This is a genomic window from Massilia phyllostachyos (genome assembly GCF_021044825.1).
In the GTDB taxonomy this organism is placed as follows: domain Bacteria; phylum Pseudomonadota; class Gammaproteobacteria; order Burkholderiales; family Burkholderiaceae_D; genus Telluria; species Telluria phyllostachyos.
Genome location: NZ_JAJNOC010000003.1, coordinates 420,471 through 442,816, shown reverse-complemented (window position 1 = coordinate 442,816; position 22,346 = coordinate 420,471). Strand labels below are relative to the sequence as shown.

General features: G+C 67.3%; 17 protein-coding genes. 8 read left to right on the top strand and 9 right to left on the bottom strand.

Annotated features, from left to right (window positions below):
* The first annotated feature begins 61 nt into the window (after nucleotides 1–61).
* Entirely contained in the window at nucleotides 62–985 is a 924-nt protein-coding gene (locus LQ564_RS12920) for a helix-turn-helix domain-containing protein (protein WP_231058501.1), read from the top strand.
* On the opposite strand, the gene LQ564_RS12915 is transcribed toward LQ564_RS12920, so the two are convergent.
* The 3 genes from LQ564_RS12915 to LQ564_RS12905 are packed head-to-tail and all read right to left on the bottom strand — an operon-like array spanning nucleotide 972 to nucleotide 7,422.
* Entirely contained in the window at nucleotides 972–2,270 is a 1,299-nt protein-coding gene (locus tag LQ564_RS12915; protein WP_231058500.1) for an MFS transporter, read from the bottom strand. The genes LQ564_RS12920 and LQ564_RS12915 overlap by 14 nt on opposite strands.
* A complete protein-coding gene (locus tag LQ564_RS12910; RefSeq protein WP_231058499.1) occupies nucleotides 2,267–4,723 on the bottom strand; it encodes a family 20 glycosylhydrolase in 2,457 nt (818 codons plus the stop codon). The genes LQ564_RS12915 and LQ564_RS12910 overlap by 4 nt, the downstream gene beginning before the upstream one ends.
* 59 nt (nucleotides 4,724–4,782) lie before the next feature.
* Complete coding sequence (locus LQ564_RS12905; RefSeq protein WP_231058498.1) at nucleotides 4,783–7,422, bottom strand: TonB-dependent receptor; 2,640 nt, start codon at nucleotides 7,420–7,422, stop codon at nucleotides 4,783–4,785.
* 320 nt (nucleotides 7,423–7,742) lie between these two features.
* Here LQ564_RS12905 and LQ564_RS12900 point away from each other — a divergent pair, with 320 nt between their 5' ends.
* Nucleotides 7,743–8,390, top strand: a complete 648-nt coding sequence (locus LQ564_RS12900; protein ID WP_231058497.1) for a choice-of-anchor J family PEP-CTERM protein — start codon at nucleotides 7,743–7,745, stop codon at nucleotides 8,388–8,390.
* Between the two features lies 1 nt (nucleotide 8,391).
* Here LQ564_RS12900 and LQ564_RS12895 read toward each other — a convergent pair whose 3' ends face one another.
* The 3 genes from LQ564_RS12895 to LQ564_RS12885 all read right to left on the bottom strand — a co-directional run bounded on the left by LQ564_RS12895 (nucleotide 8,392) and on the right by LQ564_RS12885 (nucleotide 12,078).
* Nucleotides 8,392–9,768: an HD-GYP domain-containing protein gene (locus LQ564_RS12895; RefSeq protein WP_231058496.1), complete on the bottom strand. Its 1,377-nt coding sequence runs from the start codon at nucleotides 9,766–9,768 to the stop codon at nucleotides 8,392–8,394.
* A 346-nt stretch (nucleotides 9,769–10,114) separates the two neighbouring features.
* Nucleotides 10,115–10,729: a hypothetical protein gene (locus LQ564_RS12890; RefSeq protein WP_231058495.1), complete on the bottom strand. Its 615-nt coding sequence runs from the start codon at nucleotides 10,727–10,729 to the stop codon at nucleotides 10,115–10,117.
* A gap of 131 nt (nucleotides 10,730–10,860) precedes the next feature.
* The gene (locus LQ564_RS12885) at nucleotides 10,861–12,078 is read right to left on the bottom strand and encodes a serine hydrolase domain-containing protein (RefSeq protein ID WP_231058494.1); all 1,218 of its coding nucleotides are present in this window, start codon (nucleotides 12,076–12,078) and stop codon (nucleotides 10,861–10,863) included.
* A 135-nt stretch (nucleotides 12,079–12,213) separates the two neighbouring features.
* Here LQ564_RS12885 and LQ564_RS12880 point away from each other — a divergent pair, with 135 nt between their 5' ends.
* Entirely contained in the window at nucleotides 12,214–13,200 is a 987-nt protein-coding gene (locus LQ564_RS12880; protein WP_231058493.1) for an LLM class flavin-dependent oxidoreductase, read from the top strand.
* Nucleotides 13,201–13,337: 137 nt separating this feature from the next.
* Here LQ564_RS12880 and LQ564_RS12875 read toward each other — a convergent pair whose 3' ends face one another.
* On the bottom strand, nucleotides 13,338–13,928 hold the full coding sequence (locus tag LQ564_RS12875; RefSeq protein ID WP_231058492.1) for an isochorismatase family protein: 591 nt from the start codon (nucleotides 13,926–13,928) through the stop codon (nucleotides 13,338–13,340).
* A gap of 108 nt (nucleotides 13,929–14,036) precedes the next feature.
* On the opposite strand from LQ564_RS12875, the gene LQ564_RS12870 reads away from it, so the two are divergent.
* Nucleotides 14,037–15,092 (top strand): serine hydrolase domain-containing protein, encoded by a 1,056-nt coding sequence (locus LQ564_RS12870; protein ID WP_231058491.1) that lies wholly within the window; start codon nucleotides 14,037–14,039, stop codon nucleotides 15,090–15,092.
* Between the two features lie 43 nt (nucleotides 15,093–15,135).
* Here the strand turns inward: LQ564_RS12870 and LQ564_RS12865 are convergent, their stop codons facing one another.
* Entirely contained in the window at nucleotides 15,136–17,913 is a 2,778-nt protein-coding gene (locus tag LQ564_RS12865; protein ID WP_231058490.1) for a M16 family metallopeptidase, read from the bottom strand.
* 145 nt (nucleotides 17,914–18,058) lie between these two features.
* On the bottom strand, nucleotides 18,059–19,225 hold the full coding sequence (locus LQ564_RS12860) for a PQQ-dependent sugar dehydrogenase (RefSeq protein WP_231058489.1): 1,167 nt from the start codon (nucleotides 19,223–19,225) through the stop codon (nucleotides 18,059–18,061).
* 135 nt (nucleotides 19,226–19,360) lie between these two features.
* Between LQ564_RS12860 and mepK the strand changes: the two genes are divergently transcribed.
* The 4 genes from mepK to LQ564_RS12840 are packed head-to-tail and all read left to right on the top strand — an operon-like array spanning nucleotide 19,361 to nucleotide 22,344.
* The gene (gene mepK / locus LQ564_RS12855) at nucleotides 19,361–19,900 is read left to right on the top strand and encodes a peptidoglycan L,D-endopeptidase MepK (RefSeq protein WP_231058488.1); all 540 of its coding nucleotides are present in this window, start codon (nucleotides 19,361–19,363) and stop codon (nucleotides 19,898–19,900) included.
* A 4-nt stretch (nucleotides 19,901–19,904) separates the two neighbouring features.
* The gene (locus LQ564_RS12850; protein WP_231058487.1) at nucleotides 19,905–20,708 is read left to right on the top strand and encodes a hypothetical protein; all 804 of its coding nucleotides are present in this window, start codon (nucleotides 19,905–19,907) and stop codon (nucleotides 20,706–20,708) included.
* Entirely contained in the window at nucleotides 20,705–21,001 is a 297-nt protein-coding gene (locus LQ564_RS12845) for a hypothetical protein (protein WP_231058486.1), read from the top strand. The genes LQ564_RS12850 and LQ564_RS12845 overlap by 4 nt, the downstream gene beginning before the upstream one ends.
* Before the next feature lie 47 nt (nucleotides 21,002–21,048).
* A complete protein-coding gene (locus LQ564_RS12840) occupies nucleotides 21,049–22,344 on the top strand; it encodes a M20/M25/M40 family metallo-hydrolase (RefSeq protein ID WP_231058485.1) in 1,296 nt (431 codons plus the stop codon).
* Nucleotides 22,345–22,346 lie beyond the last annotated feature (2 nt).

Here is a 22,346-nt window from a genome sequence, read left to right as displayed (position 1 = left end):
ATCGCTGTAACAACAGCAAGCCCCCTGAGCCGATGTCCCGTCGTAGCGCCTTACCTTTGCCATGAACAGCCGGATCCCGACGCGCGTGTCGCGCCTGTACGAGGTCATGGACCTGATGCTGGACTCGGTCGGCGACCCGCTGGCCCTGAGCGGCCTCGCCGCGTCGGCCAGCTATTCGAGCTACCACTTCGACCGCATCTTCCGCGAGCTGACCGGCTTTTCGGCGGTCGAATACCAGCGCAAGCGGCGCCTGCGCCGCGCCGCCCACCAGTTGCGCCACGAGCCCGACGTGCCGATCGGGCGCATCGCCCAGGACTGCGGCTTTCCCTCCAACGCGGCCTTCGCCAAGGCCTTCAAACAGCAGTTCGCGATGTCGGCCAAGGCCTGGCGCGAAGGCGGCTGGCGCGCCTACATGGACCAGCAGGTGGGGCGCGAGAGCGACGTCAGTTTCTTCGTGGCCGAGCCGAGCAACGTCGAGGCCATCCTGGCGCCCTACTGCGCGCCGGAACCGGGCAGCATCGCGGCGCGCATCGCGGTGCGCCAGCTGCCTGCCGTCACCCTGCGCTACCAGCGCTTCTTCGGCCAGTCCGGGGCGGCGCTATCGATCGCCTGCAACGGCTTCATCTGCGAGCGTGAAAAAAGCGGCGAGGTGCCGCCGGGCGCGCCCTGGTACGGGGTGTTCGACGAGGACCCGGGCTTCACCGGCGAGCGCGAATACTGCTACGACTTCGGCTTCGACGCCGGCCACGGGCTGGACGCCGGCGACGCCAATCTCGGCCTGCGCGTGCTGCCGGCCGGGACCTACGCCTGCCTCGACTTCCATGGCGAGTGGCCGCGCTTTCGCTCGATGTACGAGGACTGGCTCGAGCGCCAGGCGCAGGCCGTGTGGCGCTTCGACAGCGCGCGCCCGCACATCCAGCGCGTCGAGCGCGGCCCGGACGGGCAGTGGCGCGGTTGGCTGGCGCTGCCGATCAAGAAGCGCTGACCGGCGCCTCGAGCCGCACGAAGCGGCTCAGCACCAGCACCGGCAGCGCCGCCACCAGCACCCACAGGAAGAAGTGCTTGTAGCCGAGCAGCCCCTGGATATCGCCGCTGACCATCTTGAACAGCACGAAGCCGAGCTGCATGAAGCCGGTGCCGAGCGCGTAGTGGGCGGTCTGGTAGCGCCCGCTCGCCACCACCTGCATGATGAACAGGATCACGCCGACGAAGCCGAAGCCGTAGCCGAACATCTCCACGCCCAGGCCCACCGCGATCACGCCGAGCGATTCCGGCTGCGCCACGCTCAGGTACCAGAACACGGCGTTGGGCAGGTTCATGGCGACGATCAGCCAGGGCATGGCGCGCTTCAGGCTCAGCGCCGCGGTGAAGTAGCCGCCCGCGATGCTGCCGGCCAGGAAGGCGATGGTGCCGGCGGTGCCATATACGGCGCCCACCTGGGCGGTGGTCAAGCCGAGCCCACCGATCGCGCGCGCGTCGCGCAGGAACAGCGGGCCGATGGTCTGGATCTGCCCTTCCCCGGCGCGGAACAGGATGATGAACAGGATCGCCATCCAGATGCCCGGCTTGGCGAAGAAGTCGCGGATGACATCAAGCAGGGTCGCGGCCACGCCTTTCACGCCACTGCCGACCGGCGCGCTGCCGCGGATGTCGGGCAGCGCCCACAGGTGGTAGATGCCGAGGGCCGCCATCAGCGCGCCCAGCAGGCCGAACACCGTGGCCCAGGCCGGGCCCGGCCCCATGCGGTTTTCCAGGTAACCGGCCAGCATCACCAGGCCACCCATCGACAGGAATTTCGCCGCATTGAAGAAGGCGCCCTGCCAGCCGGCGTAGGCGGCCTGCTGGCGCTCGCTCAGGCTGGCGATATAGATGCCGTCGGCGCAGATGTCGTGGGTGCTGGAGGCCAGCGCCACCACCGCGAACAGCGCGATCGAGAGCCCGAACCAGGCCGGCAGCTGCAGCGCCAGCGCCATCGCCCCCAGGGCGCAGCCGCCCGCCAGCTGGAAGCACACCACCACCCCGCGCTTGCTGCGCGCCAGCTCCAGGAAGGGACTCCACAGCGCCTTGAACACCCAGGCCAGGCCAAGGAGGCCGGTCCAGCGCGCGATCTGCTCGTTGGGCACGCCCATCGACTTGTACATCAGGCCCGCCACCAGGGCCACTGCATAGAAGGGCAGGCCTTGCGCGAGATACAGGGTCGGCACCCAGGCCAGGGGATGGCGCTTCGGCGCGAGCGCCGCGGCGCCGGTCAGGTCGTTCATGGCGGTCATGGTTGTTCCACGTTGAGGGTGACGATCCGGCCGGCCCGGCCACGGGTGTCGAAGGTGGCCAGCTTGACGACGCGCGCGCCGTGCAGCGGCGCCGGCGCCGCCAGGCGCGGGCTGTCCACCGAGGGGTCGGAGCCGTCCACAGTGTAATGCACCGCCAGCCCCGGCAGGGCGACGTTGGCCCACAGCAGGCCGCCCTGCACCACCGCGCCCGGCGGCGGCAGGCGGTAGTTCCAGGGCCGCGGCGCGCGGTCCAGGCGCGGCAGCTCGCGCTGGCCGAGGCGGTTGGCGAATTCGTTCCAGTCGCGCAGGGCCAGGGCGGCGCGCGCCTGCGGGTCGGCGACGTCCTGCCAGCCCGGGTCGGCGGCCCAGGCCCGTTCGGCCAGGGCGATCAGGCGCGGCAGCGCCAGGTATTCGAGCCTGGCGCGCGAGCGCGCGTTCTCGCCCCACAGCTGCCCCTGCAAGCCTTTCACCCTGCCGCGCCCCGCCCCGTCGAGCGGCTGCAGGGCCTGCAGGATGCCGCCGTCCAGCAGGCGGCCCATCGGATCGAGGTCGGGCATCGCGCCCACGTCCAGCGGGCAGAAGTCGAAGGCCTTGCGCATGCCGACGAAGCCGGCCCAGTAATAGCCCGGCTCCTGCGGATGCTTGGCATAGGCCAGGTCGAAGTACAGGTTGGCGGCGTTCGACAGCACCACGTCGTAGCCGGCGTTGGCCAGGCGGTAGGCGCAGTCTTCCTGGCCCGAGCCCCAGGCATTGTTCCAGCAGTAGACGTGGAAGTCGGGGCCGGCGAAGCGCGGATTCGGCAGCATCCTGTCCCCCTCACGCAGCAAGGCCGTCTCGTCCCAGCCGGCGAAGGCCACGCCGTGGCGCGCCAGGATCGCGCGGCAGCGCGCGATGAAATCGTCGTGCAGGGCCTGCACGTCCCAGCCCTGCTCTTCCATCAGCGCGCGGCAGCGCGGCGAACCGAGCCAGGCGCCGAGGGGCACTTCGTCGCCGCCGGTGTGGATCACGCGCAGCGGCACGCCGGCTTCGCGGTACAGCATGCAGACTTCGCCGACCACGGTGTCGATGAAGCGGTCCACCGACGGCAGGGCGATGCAGATCACGTTGTCGTGCCATAGCTGCACCGACTCGTAGCTGGACGTGTCCTCGGGGTCGCTCAACAGGTATTCTTCGGCGCCTGCCACGTCGCCGGCAGCCTGCAGGCGGCGCTGGCGTTCGCGCATCGCCACCACGGCGGCGCGCGCGTGGCCCGGCATATTGAATTCGGGGATGACCTCGATGTGGCGCGCATGCGCATGGCGCAGGATGGTGATGAATTCGGCGGCCGTATAGAAGCCGCTGCCGGCGGAAGCGTCCGTATCCGCGCCGGAACCGAAGGACGGCGGCAGGCAGGCTTCGCCATCGCGCGTCACGCCGCGACGCGCGCCGACCGCGGTCAGCTCGGGCAGCGCGCCGATCGCCAGGCGCCAGCCCTCGTCGTCGGTGAGGTGGAAGTGGAAGCGGTTCAGTTTATAGCTCGCCATGCAGTCGAGCAGGCGCAGCACCGTCGTCACGCCGGCGAAGTGGCGCGCCACATCCAGCATCATGCCGCGGTAGCCGAAGCGCGGCGCATCCAGCACGCGCCCCGTCGGCAGTTCGCCGTTTGGGGAGAGCAGCTGGAACAGGCTCTGGATGCCGTTGAAGACGCCGTGGGCGCTGGCGCCGGCGATGCGCACCCAGTTCGCATCGATCTCGAGCAGGTAGGCTTCCTCCCCCGCCAACGCCACTTCCGCGATCTCGAGCTGGATCGCGGCCGAGCCGCCGGGCAGCGCGCCCAGCATGGCGGCCAGCAGTGAGGCTTCGTTCGACAGTTCGCGAGCGTAGCCGAGCGGCGCATTGCATCCCAGCCGGCAGCTGCCGCCGTCGAACCGGGCCGAGACCGGACGCGGGGTGATGCGGCCGACCGCTTCCTGCGGCAGCAGGGACAGGACGGTATTCTGCTCGAAGCGCCAGGCCGCGTCGGCGGTCGGCAGCTGGTCGCCGCGCATGCGGTGGCGTTGCTCGGGGCGGGCGAAGGGAGCGATCTCGGGGTCGCCCAGGTCGATGGGGGCGCCGCCGTCGCCGGGTTCGAGATAGAAGCCTAGCGGCGCGTCGGTGATGCTGATCGCCCAGTGCAGGGCTTCGTAGTCGATCGTGTGCGCCTGGCCCGGCAGCCAGGGTTCGCTGCCCTGTGCCGTCAGCCGGAACAGGTCGCCGTTCAGGTGGGCGATCGCGTAGCCGGGACTGACGCTGTTGGCGACTACCTTGCGGCAGGTGTTGAAGCCGATCGCCCAGCCGGGCGCGATCGCCTCCTGTGTATCGTTGCGCAGCACGAGGCGCGCCGTGAACGCGTCGTCGCGCGTGAAGTTGCTGATGCATTCCCAGGCGATCGCGATCGCCGGGCCGTGTGCGGGTCGGTCCGGAGTGAGGCTCATATATGTGCTCGCGCGGCGGCAGGCGCACCCGCGAGGGAGCGCCCGCCGTGTTGCAGGATTTACAGCTTGCCGCGGATGCCGACGTAGAAGGTACGGCCGTTCGAGTAGAAGGCGCGCGGGCGGTCTTCGTTCTCGGCGTACATCTTGATCGTCTCGTTGGTCAGGTTCAGCGCGTCGAAGGTCAGGGTGAAGCGCTCGTTCAGCTTGACGTTGAGCGAGGCCGCCAGCGACGGCATGCTGTCGACGTGCTGGCTGGCGCCGCGGTCGACGCCGGCCTTGTACTTCGAGCGGTAGTTGTAGGCCAGGCGCGCCGAGAAGCGCTCGTTCTCGAAGTAGCCGGTGACGTTCCAGGTGTTCTTCGAGGAGTTCAGCAGTTCGCCGCCGTCGTCGAGCTTGCCGTCGGCATGGGTGTAGTTCACCAGGGTGCCGAAGTTGCTCCACAACGGCTGCTGCCAGCTCAGTTCGATCCCCTTGTTGCTGCCGGTGGTGTTGTACGGCGAGGTGATCTGGTACTGGGTCTGGGTGTTGCGCTTGTTGTTGAAGTAGGTGCCCGTGCTGGTGCCCTGGGCCACGATGGAGCGGAAGTCCATGTAGAAGAAGCCGGCCGACAGCAGCGCCTTCGGCGCGTAGTACCACTCGGCGCCGATGTCGAAGTTGGTCGAGCGCACCGGGTCGAGATTGACGTTGCCGCCGCTGCCGCTCAGGGCGTCGTCGTTGAGCGAGACCGAGCCGCCCAGCGCGGAATAATCCGGACGGGCGATGGTCTTGGCCAGCGCGGTGCGCAGCACCAGGTCGGGCGAGACGTTGTACTTCAGGTTGGCGCTCGGCAGGTAGTCGCGGTAGGTGCGCTTGAATTCGGTCGGGGTGTAGGCGCCGAACGCCGAACCGGTGATGGCGTTGGGGCCGCCCGGCAGGTTGACGATGGTGGTCTGGCGCGTCTCGATGGCGCGCAGGCCGATGTTGCCGCTCCAGTCGCCGCTGCCGAAGTCCGCCATCGCGTACAGCGCCGCGGTCTTCTCGCCCACCTGGAACTCGTTGGTCCAGTTGTGGCGCACCACGTAGTCGAGCAGGCGGTTGCCCGGCACCGCGCCCCAGGCGCCGAGGGCTGCGCCATCGTACTTGAAGTAGTTGTTCAGGATGTTGCCGCCCAGGTCCTTGCCGAAGTCGCCCGGGTACATCTGGCCATTCCAGGCCGGGCCGGGCGCCGTGAAGCCGGTGGCGCCGGGACGGGTCTCGAGCGGATGCTCGGCGGTGCGGCTGTGGTCGGTCCAGCGCGCACCGAAGCGGATCGAGGACACCAGCCCTTCCTGCACGCGCCAGTCGCCGTCGATCTGGGCATATTTTTCCTTGTCGACCGACTGCGATTCGCCGCCACCGGCCCAGGCGGTGCTGCCCGGCGCGGCGGTGTTGCCGCCGGGGTAGCTGACATTGGCCGGCGACAGGCCGTTCAGGCCGTAGACCATGCCGCCGTCGACGTTGTTCTGGTAGTAGACGTCGTCGCGGTCCCAGCCCACGCCATGGGTCTTGCCGACCTTGCCGGACAGGGTCAGCTGATCATTCACCTTGTGCTTCCCGTTCAGGTCGAGATACCAGGATTCGCCGCCGGCGTCCGGGCGATAGATGTTGTCGACCTCGCCCGCGTTGCGGGTAAAGGCGGCGCCGACCAGGGTGCCGTTCCTGACGACCGGATTCTGCGGGATCAGGTCGAGGCTGTTGATCGAGTTGGCCGGGGCGGCCAGCCAGTTGGTGTTCTGGTGCGGGGCCTCGAGCTTCGAATAGAAGCCGTTGAAGTCGATGCTGGTGCCGCGCTGCGGACGCAGCTCGACGTCGAAGGCGCCGCCCTGGCGCTTCTTGGTCTGCTCGAACAGGGCCGCGCCGATGAAGGTCGGGATCACCACGCCGCGCAGGGAAGGATTGGCGGCGACCGCCGCGCTGGTCGGGCTGATCGGGGTGTAGCCGAGGATTTCCTGGCCGTCGCGGCGCACGCTGGCCTTTTCCGAGAAGCCCTGCAGCAGCACGCCGAAGGTGGATGCTTCGTTCTTCCAGCTGACCAGGCCCGAGACATGGGGCTCGGCCTTGTCCGAGAGGTCGTTGTAGTTGGCCTGGATCGAGCCTTCCACGGTGAGCGGCTGGCGGAAGTCGAGCGGGCGGCGGGTGATGACGTTGATGGCGCCGGAAACGCCGCCCTCGACCAGGTCGGCGGTCGGCGACTTCTGCACCACGATCGAGCCCACCAGTTCCGAGGGCAGCAGCGAGAAGCTGCTGGAGCGGCCGACGTTGCCGCCGATCTGGTTCAGCACGAACCAGTCGCCGGTGCTGATCGCGTGGCCGTTGAACATGGTCTGCTGCAGGCTGGGGCTGGTGCCGCGCAGGCTGACGCGGTCGTTCTCGCCAAAGCCGCCTTCGCCGCCGGCCGAGGACTGGGTGTTCACGCCGGGCAGGCGCTGGATCGCGTCGGCCACGTTTTTATCGGGCATCTTGCCGATGTCCTCGGCGGTGACGACCTCGACCACCGAGTCGGCATTGCGCTTCTGGCGCAGCGACTGCTCGAGGGCGGCGCGCACGCCGGTCACCACCACGGTCTGGGGTTCGACCTGTTCCTGCGCCTTGACCGGGCCGCCGAGGCCGATGAGGAATACCGCGACGCCGGCCGCGATCGCGGTGCGCTTGTACTGCTGCCTTGCCATCAACTTGTTCATGTTCTCTCCAAAACATTGTGGTGGTTCATTTCGGCCCTCGTCTCGGGATGGACGTTCCGGCGTCTCTGATGTGGAGGCATTGTGGAGTGATCTTTTCGGCCATGTTTGTCAAATCTTGCTAACCGGATGCGAATTCATCGGCCTGACACAGCGATGTGATAGCGACGGCAAGCATGTCGAAAACTTTTACAGAACGTCAATATTTACACTTGAGTAAGAAAAGATTTCCTTGCGAAATCAAACACTTGATGAAGTGGCATGCTCTGTGCTTATTCACAGGGGTTAAGACGGATCGAATGATTACATCGAGGGAGAAACGAATGATGAAGAAGCTGATGCTGGCCGTTTACTGCGCTTTCGCCATGGGTGCGGCACAGGCCGATGTCCTGCTCGTGGAGAATTTCGACAACGTGGCTGCCCTGCCGGGCCAGGGCTGGGTGTTCGAGAACGCCAGCCAGCCACCGGGCCAAGCCCCAGGCTGGGTCCAGGGCAACCTTGGCGTGTTCGGCGCCCAGGACGACGAGAATTCCAACGCCTACATCGCCTCCGACTTCAATGTCGCGGCTGACGGCGGCTTCATCGACAACCGCCTGTTCACGCCCCTGTTCTCGCTGGAGCAGGGCGCGGTAGCCAGCTTCTGGCTGCGCGGCGCGATCGATCCCGGTTTCTTCGACATGGTCGTCTACGGCTATACCGAGGGCAGCGTCGACCCGCTGGATTTCATTGCGCGCGCCGATACCACTGCGCCGGGCGAATGGACCCGCTACACCCTCACCATCGCCGCGCAAGCCGGCATGGGACGCCTTGGCTTCGTCCATACCGGTTCCCAGCTGACCTCGAACTACGTCGGCCTCGATACCCTGCGCATCGACACCCTCGAAGACCCGGCCGGCGTGCCGGAACCGGCATCCCTGCTCATCCTGGGCATCGGCGCGGCCGGCCTGGCCGCGAGCCGCCGCCGCCGCTGAGTCAGACGCCCGACGGCAGCGGCACCCGCACCAGCGCGTCCTGCAAGGCCGCGAAGCAGGCCGGATCGAGCGCGCTGCCCACCGTCTTCGCCATCATGTCGAGCGCCTGCGGCACCGGAATCGCACCGCGGTAGGGACGCTCCGCGGTAATGGCGTCGAAAATGTCGGCGGTGGTGATGATGCGGGTCTCGAGGCTGATCGCCTCGCCCGCCAGGCCGCGCGGATAGCCGGTGCCGTCGAGGCGTTCGTGGTGGGCGCCGGCGATCGCCGCCAGCTCGCCGAATGCGGCGATGCGTCCCAAAATCGTTTCGGTATAGGCCGCGTGCTCGCGCACCGCGGCCCATTCGTCGCGGTCGAGCGCGCCCGCCTTGTCCAGCACGCTGTTGCTGACGCCGAGCTTGCCGACGTCGTGCAGCAGCGCGCCGCGGCGCAGCCAGCGCCGGCGCTGCTCGGGCAAGCCCAGGGATTCGGCGATCATGTCGGTGTACAGCGCCACCCGGCCGCTGTGGCCGCTCGTGTAGGGGCTCTTGGCATCCACCACCTGGCCGAAGGCGGTGGCGATGTCGTCCAGGTAGGCTTCGTCGAGCAGGACTTCATGCCCGGCGGGCTCCAGCGCGAACACGGCGCGGTCGATGTCGGGCGCGCCCAGCATCGCCCAGAACCCTTCGCTGTTTGCCACTTCCTCGACATGCGCCGCCAGCGCGGGATCGAACCAGCTGCCGGCGCGGGCGCGCACTTCGCGCAGCGCGGCCGCGCGGCCCGCGGCCGTGTGGAACACGTCGATCACCTGCGCCAGCAGGGCGATGCGCGAATAGATCGGAATCTCCTCTCCCGCCAGGCGCGCCGGCTTGCCCTGGCCGTTGAACTGTTCGTCGAGCGAATAGATGCCCGCCGCCACGCCTTCGGAAAAGCGCAGCAGGCGCGCGATCTCGGCGCCGCGCTGGCAGCGGGTGGCGACCAGTTCGCGCGAGAGCTCGCGGCCGTCGCGCAGGATCGTCATCACACTGCGGAAGCGCTCGGCCAGGCCCGCATTCAGGCCGGTGTGGCGCAGCACGAAGGAAAGGACCTGGGGCAGGCTGTCGCCCACGGTCTTGAAATCGCGCTTGAAATTCAGGTCGTCGGTCAGGTACAGCTCGCAGATGCGGGCGGCGTTGCTGCTGCAGCCGAGGTCCTTGAGCAACAGCGTGTAATACAGCTCCCACAACTGCTCGTCCGGCAGCCCGGCGGCGCGGCCGATATGCATCCCGATCCAGCAACAGCGCACGCAATGCCCGGCCGGTTGGCCTTCCGTGATATCGAGGGCATAGCTCAGGGCGCCCATGAGTTCGGAGAGTTTCATGGCGGTGGGCGCCAGCACGTCGGGCAAGTCGGGTCGCATAGAATAATTCCTCTTGGAAATTATTGATGATTCTACGCCACTATTTCTCTATCTGAAAAAAAAATTGTCGATTTTGATGATGTGCGGCATTCGCACCACATCATCCAGTCCATGCATCGATCTCAGGCTTCTCGGCGCTCCGGATAGACCGTGGCGACGTCACACGCCGCCATGAAACGCCTTTCAACGGCCACGCCGGCTTCGCGTCGCCGCGGGCGCGGTGGCACGTAACGGCCTGCTTGGCCGCAGCACGCACTGGACTTCCGCCGTAAACGACGACACCAGCCGCGCGGGCTGGTGTCGCATGCGGCCACGCGGGCCGCATTGGGGGAGTAACAACGGTGGATTAGCGGTTGCCGCTCGAACGGGTCGGCGGTTCGCTCGATGCGCCGGTGCTGGTGCGGCCGGCTTCCACGCCCTGGCTGTCGTAGCCGCTCCAGCCCTGGGTGCTGCTGGAGCCGCTGCTGCCCATCGAACCGGTCGAACCCATCGAGCCGGTCGAGCCGCTGCTGGCGCCGGTCGAATCCATGGTGCCGGTGCCCAGGCTGCCGGTCGAGTTCACCGAACCGCGCACGGTGCCCATCGTGGTGCTCGAGCTGTTGTCCATCGAACCGCTGGTGCTGGAACCGGTTGCGCCGCTGGTGCTGGAACCGGTCGCGCCGCTGGTGCTGCTCGAGCCGCTCTGGCGGTCCTGGCCGCCCATCGGGCTGCCGGTTTGGGCTGCGCTGCTGGTGCCGGTCATGCTGTGGTCGGCGCCACGGTTGGTGCGGTTCTGGCCCGAGGTGTCGGTATTGGTCGCGCTGGCCGACGAGCTGCCGCTGCTCTGGTCGTTCATGCTGGTGCCCGCGCCGCGGGTGTTCTGGGTACCGTCACTCGATTGTGCGTGCACGGCGGTGGCGCCGAACATGGCGGCGGCGAAGGAAGCACCCATCAGGCCTTTCAGTAGTTTGTTCATTTTCATGTCAATCTCCTAAATTCGTCATTGGGGCAAACTGCACGGCAATATCAAAAAGATATTGTTTAGGGTTCCGAGTGTAGTCATCTGCCAATGAGGGAGGCGCACGGTAGCCTGCAGGAAAAACTAAAAGTATTTTATTGTTGAGTTACCGATGCTCGCACATGGGCCGCCTGCGCCGACAAGGTGCCGAGCTGGGTGTACAGCGGCAGCACGTTGCTCCGGTCGTCGGGATAGACCCGGTTCGAGAGGAAGACGTAGAAGGTGCGCGAGACCGGATCGACCCACAGGATGCAGCCCGTGTAGCCGGTGTGGCCATAGGAGCCGGGCGGGAACACCGTGCCGCGCGGCCGCTGGGCATAGGGCGAATCGATGTCCATGCCCATGCCGCGCGCGGCCAGTCCGGGCGGCGACTGCACGGTGGTGAGCAGGCGCACCGACTCGCGGCCCAGCACCCGAACGCCGTCCAGCTCGCCGCCGTTCAGCAGCATGCGGGCGAAGCGCGCCACGTCGCGCGCGGTGGTGAACACGCCGGCCGAGCCGCCGACCATGCCCATGCGGCGCACGGTCGGGTCGTGCACCACGCCTTGCAGCAGCTGGCCGGGCGCGAGATCGCCGTGCGCGGTGATGGCGGCGGCCTCGGCGCCGCGCTGGGTCGGCGCGATCGCGCCGGCCGGCATGCGCGCGAGCGGCAGGTAGCCGGTGTCCCGCATGCCCAGCGGCCCGTAGAAGCGCTGCTGCACGAAGCGGTCGATGGTATCGCCTGAGGCCTTCTCGACCAGCTGGCCGAGCAGGATGTAGTTGATGTCGGAGTAGCGGAAGAAGGCGCCCGGCGCGTGCGTCACCTTCTGGCTACAGGCCAGCAGATGGGCGGCTTCACTGCCCTGCCAGGCCGGTTTCGCCGCCAGGCCCGCCGGCAGGCCGGAGGAATGGGTCAGCAGGTGGCGCACCGTGATGGCGTCCTTGCCGCCGCCCGCGCATTCGGGGAAGTAGCGCACCAGCGGCGCTTCCAGGTCGAGCTTGCCCTCTTCGGCCAGCAGCAGCACGGCGGGCGCGGTGGCCAGCACCTTGCTCAGGGAGGCGGCGTCGAACACCGTGTCCGGCGTCACCGCCGTGGCGCCGGGCGCGTAGGTGTAGGCGCCGAAGGCCTTTTCGTACACCGCGCCGTCGCGCTCCAGATGGAACACGGCGCCCGGCAGGCTGCCGCCTGCGATGCTGGCGGCGATGGCGCGGTCGAGCTCGGCCAGGCGCTCAGGGTCGAGGTCCATGCCGGGGCCGCGTCCGGGTAGATGGGCGCAGCCGGCGAGCAGCAAGGCAGCGAGGATGGCGGTACGGCGGCATAGCGATCGAAGCATGGTCGGAAATGGAAAGATGATCCGACCGATCATAAGGACGGGGCCGGCACCGGTCAATGTTTACGCTTCGGCAAGCAACCTCGCGGAATCTGGCGGCTTCGCACGCGAAATCTTCCATCGGCGTATCATGACCACATGATCCCATTTTCCATACTCGACCTCGCGCCCATCGCCGAAGGCAGCGATGCGGCCACCTCCTTCCAACGTTCGCTCGACCTCGCCCAGCACGGCGAGCGCTGGGGCTACAAGCGCTTCTGGCTGGCCGAGCACCACGGCATGCCGGGCATCGCCAGCGCCGCGACCAGCATCCTGATCAGCCACGTGGCGGCCGGCACCAGCACCATCCGGGTCGGCGCCGGCGGCATCATGCTGCCGAACCACTCGCCGCTGGTGATCGCCGAGCAGTTCGGCACCCTGGCTTCGCTGTATCCGGGCCGGATCGACCTCGGCCTGGGCCGCGCCCCGGGTTCGGACCACACCACCGCGCGCGCCCTGCGCCGCAACCTGGCGTCGGATGCCGACGAATTCCCGCAGGACGTGGTGGAGCTGATGGATTATTTTGCCGACTCGCCGCGGCGCCAGGTCCGTGCGGTGCCGGGCGCGGGCCTGGACGTGCCGGTCTGGATCCTCGGCTCCAGCCTGTTCGGCGCCCAGCTGGCGGCGGCCCTCGGCCTGCCGTACGCGTTCGCGTCCCACTTCGCGCCGCAGATGATGATGCAGGCGATCGAGATCTACCGCTCGACCTTCCGGCCGTCGAAGCAGCTCGACAAGCCGTACGTGATGCTGGGCTTCAATGTGTTCGCCGCCGATACCGACGCGGAAGCCGCGGTCCTGGCCACCTCGATGCAGCAGGCTTTCGTGAACCTGCGCACCGGGCGTCCGGGCAAGCTGCAGCCGCCCGCGCCGGGCTACCTGGAAAGCCTGGGCACGGCCGAGCGCATGATGCTCGATTCGGTGCTGTCCTGCACCGCGATCGGGTCGCCGGCCACGGTGGAAAGCCAGCTGCGCAGCTTCATCGCGCGCACCAAGCCGGATGAGCTGATGATTACGTCGCAGATCTTCGATCACTCCGCACGCCTGCGCGCGTACGAGATCACGGCCGAGATCAACCGCAAAGGTTGATCAGGGCCTCCGGCCCAAAGACCGTCGCACCGGCGCAGGCCGGTGCCTGATTTCTGCGTGCGTATCGGCTGCTCAACGAACTTGGGCACCGGCCTGCGCCGGTGCGACGTGCCGGGGGAGCGGGCTACTGGTAGCTGTCAAGCGTCCCCGGTTCCCGCCTGCAGCATGTCGATCACCGCCCGCGTCGACCGCACCCGCCCCATCTTCGGGAAGATGTTCTTGCACGTGAACCCGTGCGCCTCGCCGTCCATGCTGCTCATCGCATCCTCCGCGAACACCAGCGTATAACTGCGGTCGAACGCCGCCCGCGCCGTCGACTCCACGCCGAAGTTGGTGGCGATGCCGCCCAGGATGATGGTGTCGATCCCGCGCCGGCGCAGCTGCTGGTCGAGGTCGGTGCCGTAGAAGGCGCCCCACTGGCGCTTGACGACGACCAGGTCGGTGGCCTCGACGCCGGCGATTTCGGCCAGTTCGGAGGCGTCGTAGGGCGGCGCGGCGGCGCCGGGTGGGCGCATCGGGGCGTCGGCCAGCGGCGTCGGCAATTCGTTCAGCAGCACGCGCACGTAGACGACCATCGCGCCGCGGCCGCGCATTTCCTGGGCCAGCAGCACGCAGTTGCCGACGGTCTGCTCGGCGCTGTAGGGCGCCAGCTCGCGCTTCACATTGCTGTTCTGCAGGTCGATCAGGACCAGCGCGGTGCGCGCCAGATTCAGGGTGTGTCCGTTCATTGCATCCTCCGTAGGGGCTCAGTATTCCCGATTCGGCGCGCGCCCGGCGCACGCCCCTTGCGTATGGACACCGGCTACAATCAGGCCAATCCCTTACCTGGAGTTCCCATGCGTCTGCGTTCCACCCTCTTCGTTCCCGCCGTTCTGGTCCTGTCCGGCTGCGCCGCCGTGGCCAATCTCACCCAAGGCCCGCTGATCGACCGCCACGTCCCGAAGGACTACAGCGGCGTAATTGCCGTGCGCGACAGCAAGAGCTCGCCCCTGGTCGTCGAGGCGCGCGGCCTGGCCCTGCGCGAGGAAGCGCAGGCGAACACGAAGGACACCCGCTTCATGATCGGCTCGGCCACCAAATGGGTCAGCGCCGTGACCGTGCTGCGCCTGGTGGACATGGGCAAGCTCGACCTCGACGCGCCGATCGGGCGCCATCTGCCGGAGCTGCCGGCCGCCAACGGCGCGGTCACCCTGCGCCAGCTGATGTCGAACCGCAGCGGAATCCCGAACGGCCTGGCCGAGGCGCTCAAGAAGGATCCGTCGGTGCGCAACCTGGAGATCGGCCCGGTGGAAGGCGCGCTGCGTTTCGGCGCCGGCGCCCTGAACGCGAAGCCGGGCGAGAAATGGGATTATTCGCCCACCAACTGGGTGCTGGTCGGCGCCGTGGTCGAACGGGCGAACAAGAAGCCGTTCACGGAAACGGTGGAGGAACTGGTACTGGCGCCGAGCGGCGTGCGCGACACCAGCTTCGCCGGCACCGGCTACGAGGACGCGGTCGGCATGGCGGTCGGCTACGGCACGTCGGGCGAGCGCAAGTCGCCGCCGGCGCCGCCGATGGTGGCGGCCAGCGGCACCCTGTACAGCACGGCGCGCGACCTGGTGGCGCTCGCCGATACCGTGTATTTCACCAGGCTGCTGTCCGACAAGGCGCGCAAGGAGCTCTCGACGGTGCAGGTGGCGTCGGAAGAGTATGCGCTGGGAGGCAGGGTGAAAACGGTGAACACGAAAAAAGGCGCCCGTACCCTGGCGTGGGAAACGGGCGTCACGGGTGGATATAAAACCCTGCTGGCTTACGACCCGCAGGACGGCCGGGCCGTGGTGTTGTTGAACAACACCGACATGCAGCAATCGGAGCAGGCGAAGATTGCGACGGCCTTGTTCAACGATATGTGACGAATGATGAAAAACATGGGCGGCGCCGCCGCCCATGCTCCGATTACTGCACCGGCTTGCCGTCCGCGTCGATCTTGCGCACTTCGCCGATGTTCAGCGAACGGATGCCCGACTCGACCTTGCTCATGTCGCCCACCACGACCCACACCAGGCGGTCCGGCGTGAAGCTGCGCGCCGCCAGGGCATTGGCCTGCGCCGGGGTGAGCGACAGGGCCTTCTGGGTGTAGGTGTTGTAGTAGTCTTCCGGCAGGCCGTACTGGACGATGTTGGTGTAGGCGCTGGTCAGCTGGCCCGCGGTTTCGAAGCCGCCCGGCAGGCCGAGTGTACCGTTGTCGACCGCCGCCTTCAGCTCTTCTGCAGTGATCGGCTTGCCGCCGGCGATGTCGCGGTACTCGCGCACCAGTTCCTGCATCGCTTCACGGGTCTTGTCGGTCTGCACCGGCGAGACGCTCATGAAGGGACGCTGGCCGATGGCCGCCTGCAGCTGGCTGCGCACACCGTAGGACCAGTGCTTGTCTTCGCGCAGGTTCATGTTGATGCGCGAGCTGAAATTGCCGCCGAACAGGTCGTTGACGATTTCCAACGGCAGCGCGTCCGGACTGTTGCGCGGGACGGCCAGCTGGGCGCCCACGATCACGCTCTGCAGCGCGCCCGGACGGTCGACCAGGTAGACCACGCTCTTCGCCGGCGCGGCGACGTCGGCCAGCACCTTCTTCGGCACCTCGCCCGCCTTCCAACCCGCAAAGGCTTTCTCCAGCTGCGGCTTGATCTCGGCCAGCGTCGTGTCGCCCACCACCAGCAGGGTCGCATTGTTCGGCTTGAACCAGGTAGCGTGGTACTTCACCAGGTCGTCGCGGCTCATGCGCTTGACGGCGTCCTCGGTGCCGGTGCCGGTGAAGGGCTTGGCGTAGACGTGGTCCTGGCCGTACAGGATGCTCGGCAGCACGCGCAGGGCGGTCAGCTGCGGCACGGTTTTCTCGCGCGCGATCGCGGCCAGGCGGTCCTTCTGCAGGCGCTCGAACTCGTTCTGCGGGAAGGACGGGTTCAGCACCAGGTCCGAGTACAGTCCCAGCGCCTGCGGCATGGTGGCCTTGAGCGTGTTCATGTAGACGATGCCGCTGTCGAGGTTGGCGCCGGCGCCGAATTGCGCGCCCAGGCTCTCGAAGGCTTCGCCGATCTCCAGCGATTTACGGGTTTTCGTGCCCTCTTCCAGCATGCGCATGGCGAGGCTGGCGACACCCGGCTTGTCCTTCGCATCCGACGCGTAGCCGCTGTCCACCAGCAGCTGGAAGTTGACCACCGGCGCATCGTGACGCTCGGCCAGCACCACCTTCAGGCCGTTCGACAGGGTCGCCTTCTGCATTTCCGGGAGCTTCAATGCCATTGGTTTGCCGAGCGCCGGTTCCTTGCTGCGGTCCAGGCCCGTCTTCGAGGCCATCAGGCCGGTCGGGTAGGGGTCGACCTGCAGGATGAAGTCGCCATCGCTCAGCCAGTCGTTCATCGCCTTCTTCACGCTGGCCGGGGTCGCCGCCTTGATGCGTTCCAGATAAACCTTGTAGCAGTCCGGGTTGCCGGTGAAGGTCTGGCAGGACGCCAGCAGGTCACTCTTGCCGCCGAAGCCGCCGACGCGCTCGATCATGCGGGTATAGCGCGCCAGGATGGTGGTCTTGGCCAGGCGCAGCTCACTTTCCGTCGGGCCGTTCTTCATCAGGGCCTGCAGCTCTTCGTCGGCGGCGCGTTCCATCTTCGCCACGTCGGCGCCCGGACGCGCGGTCAGGGTCATGTCGAACTGGCCGCCGATTTCGGAACCGTCGTCGCTGGCGACCGCGCTGGTCGCGATCTGGTCCTTGTAGACCAGGCGCTTGTACAGGCGCGAGGTCTTGCCGCCGCCCAGCACCAGGGCCGCGAGATCCAGCTGCGCCTCTTCCGGCGTGTTCGCGCCCGGCACGTTCCAGGTGCGGTAGATGCGCGACTGCGGCACGCGGTCCTGCACGCTGGTGCGGTGCGTCCCGGTGCGCTTGGCGATCCAGGCTTCATGCTTGGCCAGCGGCGGGCCTGGAGGAATGTGGCCGTAGTACTGCTCGACCTTCTGGCGCGCCACTTCCGGGGTGATGTCGCCGGACAGCACCAGCACGGTATTGTTCGGGCCGTAGTTCTTCTTGAACCAGTCCTGCACGTCGGTCATCGAGGCCGCGTCCAGGTCTTCCATCTTGCCGATCACGGTCCAGGAATAGGGGTGGCCGACCGGGTAGGTGTTGGTGACCAGCAGCTCGTAGGCGACGCCGTAGGGCTGGTTCTCGCCCTGGCGCTTCTCGTTCTGCACCACGCCGCGCTGCAGGTCGAGCTTCTTCTGGTCGACGGTGCCGAGCAGGTGGCCCATGCGGTCGCTCTCGGCGAACAGCGCATAGTCCAGCATCGAGGTCGGCACGTTCTGGAAGTAGTTGGTGCGGTCGGTATTGGTGGTGCCGTTCAGGTCGGTCGCGCCGATCCCTTCCATGGCGTTCAGGTAGGTCTTCTTGAAATTGTCGCTGCCGCTGAACATCAGGTGTTCGAACAGGTGGGCGAAGCCGGTCTTGCCGACCTTCTCGTTCTTCGAGCCCACGTGATACCAGGTATTGATCGCCACCACCGGGGTCTTGTGGTCCTCGTGCACCAGCACGGTCAGGCCGTTCTTCAGGGTGAACTTGGTGTAGGGGACGTTCGGGATCGGAATGTCCGGGGTGGCCGATTGCTTGGCCGGGGCGGCCTGGACGGCGGACACGCCGAAGGCCAGCGCGAGTGCCGCGGCCAGGCGGGTGCTGCGACGAAGGGATACTGCCATGCTGCTTCCTCCTAAGGGATCATCCGGGATGGATGGTGAGAAGCATTCTAGGCAGCTTTTCCTGTGGCAACAATGGCAATGCGACGAATGACGAACAATCCATGCGTCGCGCATGCATGCGTCCTATGCGTTGTCCTGTGCGTTCTTACTGCGGGACGATGCGCAGCAGGCTGCCTTTCGCTTCGTCGGTCAATGCATACAACTGCCCGTCCGGCCCCTGGCGCACGTCGCGCACGCGCTTGCCGATGTCGAGCCGTTCCTGCTTCACGGCCTTGCCCTGGGCGTCGAAAGCGATGCGGCGGATATCTTTCGAGGCCAATCCGCCCGAGAACAGGCTGCCCTGCCATTGCGGGAAGGCCTTGCCGGTGTACCAGGCCAGGCCCGACGGCGCCGGCGACGGCACCCAGGCCACCAGCGGCTGCTCCATGTTCGGCACTACCTTGACCCCGATCGGCTCGCGGCTGCTGTAGTCGGCGCCGTAGCTCTGCAGCGGCCAGCCGTAGTTCTTGCCGCCTTCGATCAGGTTGATCTCGTCGCCGCCGCGCGGGCCGTGCTCGCTGGCCCAGACGCGTCCGCTGGCCGGGTCGACCGCGATGCCCTGGATGTTGCGGTGGCCGATGCTCCACAGCTCCGGCAGCGCACCCTGCTTGCCGGCCAGCGGATTGCCGGGCGCGGCCTGGCCCTCGCTCGTCAGGCGCAGGATCGATCCGTTGTGGCTGCCGAGGTTCTGGGCCTGCTCGCGCGCCAGCATGTTGCCGACGCGCTGGGGCGGGTTGCCGCCGTCGCCGATGCTCATCAACAGGGTGCCGTCCTTCAGGAACACGATGCGCGAGCCGAAGTGCTGGCCGCCGGTCTTCGACGGCGAGGCGGTGAAGATGGTCTTCACGCCGTGCACGCGCTTGCCGTCGAAGATGCCCTGCACCAGCACCGTGCGGTTGGCGCTCGAGGTGCCGCTGGCCATCGTCATGTAGACCCGCGATGTCGGGCCCTTGTCCTGCGGATGGACGGCGATGTCGAGCAGGCCGCCCTGGCCGCTCGTGAAGAGCTGCGGCAAGCCCTCGACCGGCACCTCGACGCTGCGCTTGCCGTCCACCAGGTGCAGGCTGCCGTCCTTGCCGGTGACGAGGATGCGGCCGTCGCCCAGCCAGGCCATGCCCCATGGCTGGGGCAGGCCGGACACCACGGTCTCGGCGCGCCAGCCCTTGGCTTGAGGCGGTTCGCCGGTGACGGCAATGCCCTGCGCCTGTGCATGGGCTCCCAGCAGGGTGGACAAAACGGCAACAGCCACGGCAAATGATTGATAACTCGTCATCTAATTGCTCCTAAAATTGTTTAATTTGTCAATAAAGTGGCTTATTTTCGTCGATTTCCTGCATATTCCATGCACGTTTTAAAGAACGGGCGTAGAATCATCGTTTCAGTTGAACCTTCATAAGGATTCCATCCGATGATGCAACGACGCGCATTCCTGAAGTCTTCCCTCCTCCTCGCAACTCCCACCCTCAGCATCCCCGCCCTTGCCAAAACAGCACAAGCCGCTCCCGGCGAGCGTACCCTGCGCCTGTATAACACGCACACCGGCGAAAAGCTGAGCACGACGTTCTGGGCCGAAGGCGCGTTCATTCCGGACGCCATGAAAGACATCAACAAGGTCCTGCGCGACCACCGCAACAACAAGGTGGCCGAGATGGATCCGGAACTCATGCTGCTGCTCAGCCAGCTCAACGGCAAGCTGGACAACAACAAGGAGCTGCACATCATTTCCGGCTACCGCTCGCCGGAATCGAACGCCAAGCTGCACGCGAACAGCAACGGCGTGGCCAAGCACAGCCTGCACATGGAAGCCAAGGCGATCGACATCCGCCTGCCGGGCCAGGACCTGCGCATGCTGCGGAAGGCGGCCATGTCGCTCAAGGGCGGCGGCGTCGGCTACTATGCCGACTCGCAATTCGTCCACATGGACACCGGCCGCGTCCGTTACTGGTAAGACCATGACGCGGCTCCTGACCCGCGTCATCCCCGTGCTGGCCTGCCTCGCAGGCCTGTCCACTTCCGCCTTCGCGCAATCCACCCAGCCCGCCACCGTCACGGTGCAATCGACCCGCGATCCGGTCGATAAATCTTATCGAAAAATGATCCGGGGCATGGAACGCTTCGAGCGCGAGCGTGCCATGGCGCCGAACGCGCCGCTGCGTTTCCAGCTGCTGCCGCGCCTGCCCACCGTCGACATGCGCGGCATCACCCTGCGCGTGGCCGGCAACACCGTCAGCGTGCCGGTCGCGGTCGCCGAGGACAACAGCTTCGTGCTGCCGCGCAACGACGTCGCGCTGCGCGAGGACGCCGCCGTGCTCGCCAACCGCAAGACCACCAGCATGACCTGGCGCGCCCAGATCGTCACGCCGGGCCTGCCCCTTGGCACCCGGCGCCTGGGCGACATGCGCCTCGAGTGCCGGGTCGGCGTCGAGGCCGGGCTGGTATCGAACAGCTCGCCGCTGTTCGCCTGGATCAACAACGCCCTCACCTCGCCCGAGCAGGTCTGCGGCAGCCCGAACGGCAACTACCTGTACTTCGCCGACCGCCCGCTCTTCGCGGTGCGCCTGCACGACGCGAAGACCGGGCGGGTCGAGACCCTGCCCTTCAACATGCTGTACGCCGGCGGCGAGCAGTCGAAGACCGACCTGCAATACTGCGACTGCCAGGTGATGCTCGACCGCACCTTCTACGCGCCGATCTGGGATGCGTCCTGGCCGGACGACACCCTGGTCGAGTTCGAGTATATGGAGGATGGGAAATGAAGCGCGCCCTGTTCGCCTTGCTCCTGCTGGCCGGCTGCGCCAGCACGCCGGCGCCACCTGGCACGCAGGTGGTGCTCGAACGCTTGCAGCAGGGCGTGGTGGCCGGCGCGACCACCAAAGCGCAATTGCTGGCCGCCTTCGGGCCGACCAAGAGCGTGGTGTTCGACAGCGGCTACGAGGCCTGGGTTTACCAGGCGCCGGCCGGCGGTGGCCGGTTCAGCGAGTTCGTCGTGCTGATCGATCCGGCCGGCATCGTCGCCAAGACCCGCATGCGCGCTCCCGCCCTGCCCTGACTCATCCGTAGTAGAGTTGTGCATTCTTCATTGCCAAGGATGCCGACATGCTGCGCAAGCTTGCCCTCCCTCTGCTCCTGAGTACTGTCTTGTGCGCCGCTGCACAGGCGCAGAATCTGTCGCCCACCGAGCAGCGCATCACGGCGGGCGTCCAGGCCTGGCAGCCGCAGGCGATCGAGCTGCTCGAGCGCAGCGCCCGCATCAACAGCGGCACCCTGAACCTGGCCGGCGTGCGCGCCACCGGCGACGTGTTCCGCGCGGAACTCGACAAGCTCGGCTTCAAGACCGCCTGGATCGACATGCCGAAGGAGATGGGGCGCGCCGGCCACCTGGTCGCGACGCGCACGGGCAAGAAGGGCAAGCGCCTGCTGCTGCTCGGCCACCTCGACACCGTGTTCGAGCGCAGCGCCCCCGGCCCGCTGTGGCAGCGCGAGGGCGACAGCGCGCGCGGCCAGGGCGTCAGCGACATGAAGGGCGGCAACGTGATCGTGATCGCGGCCCTGCGCGCCCTGCAGCGGGCCGGGCTACTCGAGGACACCACGATCTCGATCCTGTTCACCGGCGACGAGGAAGACGCCGGCTACCCGCGCGAAGTCTCGCGGCGCGACATGGTCGAACTGGCCAAGCGCAGCGACGTCGCCCTCAGCTTCGAAGCCGCGCTCGGCAAGGATGGCCAGCCGATGGCCACCGTCGGCCGCCGCGCCACCGCCGGCTTCGACCTGGACATCACCGGCCGCCAGGGCCATTCGATGTCGGTTTTCGGCGTCAACGGCTATGGCGCCATTTACGAGGCCGCGCGCATCCTCGACGGCTTCCGGCGCGAGGTGGTGGAACCGGGCCTGACCTTCAACCCGGGCGTGATCCTGGGCGGCACCGAGGTCGCCTTCGACGAGGCCAATGCCAGCGGCACGGCCGCCGGCAAGACCAACGTCATCGCCAACCGTGTCACTGTGCGCGCCGACCTGCGCTACCTCGACTATGCCCAGCGCGACCGCGCCCAGGCGCGCATGCGCGCGATCGTCGAGCAGCACCTGCCGGGGACCGACGCGAAGATCACTTTCCGCGATTCCTATCCACCGATGGCGGTCACGCCCGGGAATCTCGCGCTGCTTGCCCGGTATTCGCAAGCCAGCGTGGATGCCGGGCTGGGTATGGTGGGCATGGTCCCGCCGGAATCGCGCGGCGCCGGCGACATCCAGTTCGTCGCGCCGCTGATCGACAGCCTGGACGGCCTGGGCGCGGGCGGCAGCGGCGCCCACGGACCGGACGAGCGCGTGGACCTCAAATCCCTGGAAAGTTCCGCCATTCGCGCAGCCTTGCTGATCTATCGCCTGACCCGCTGAGC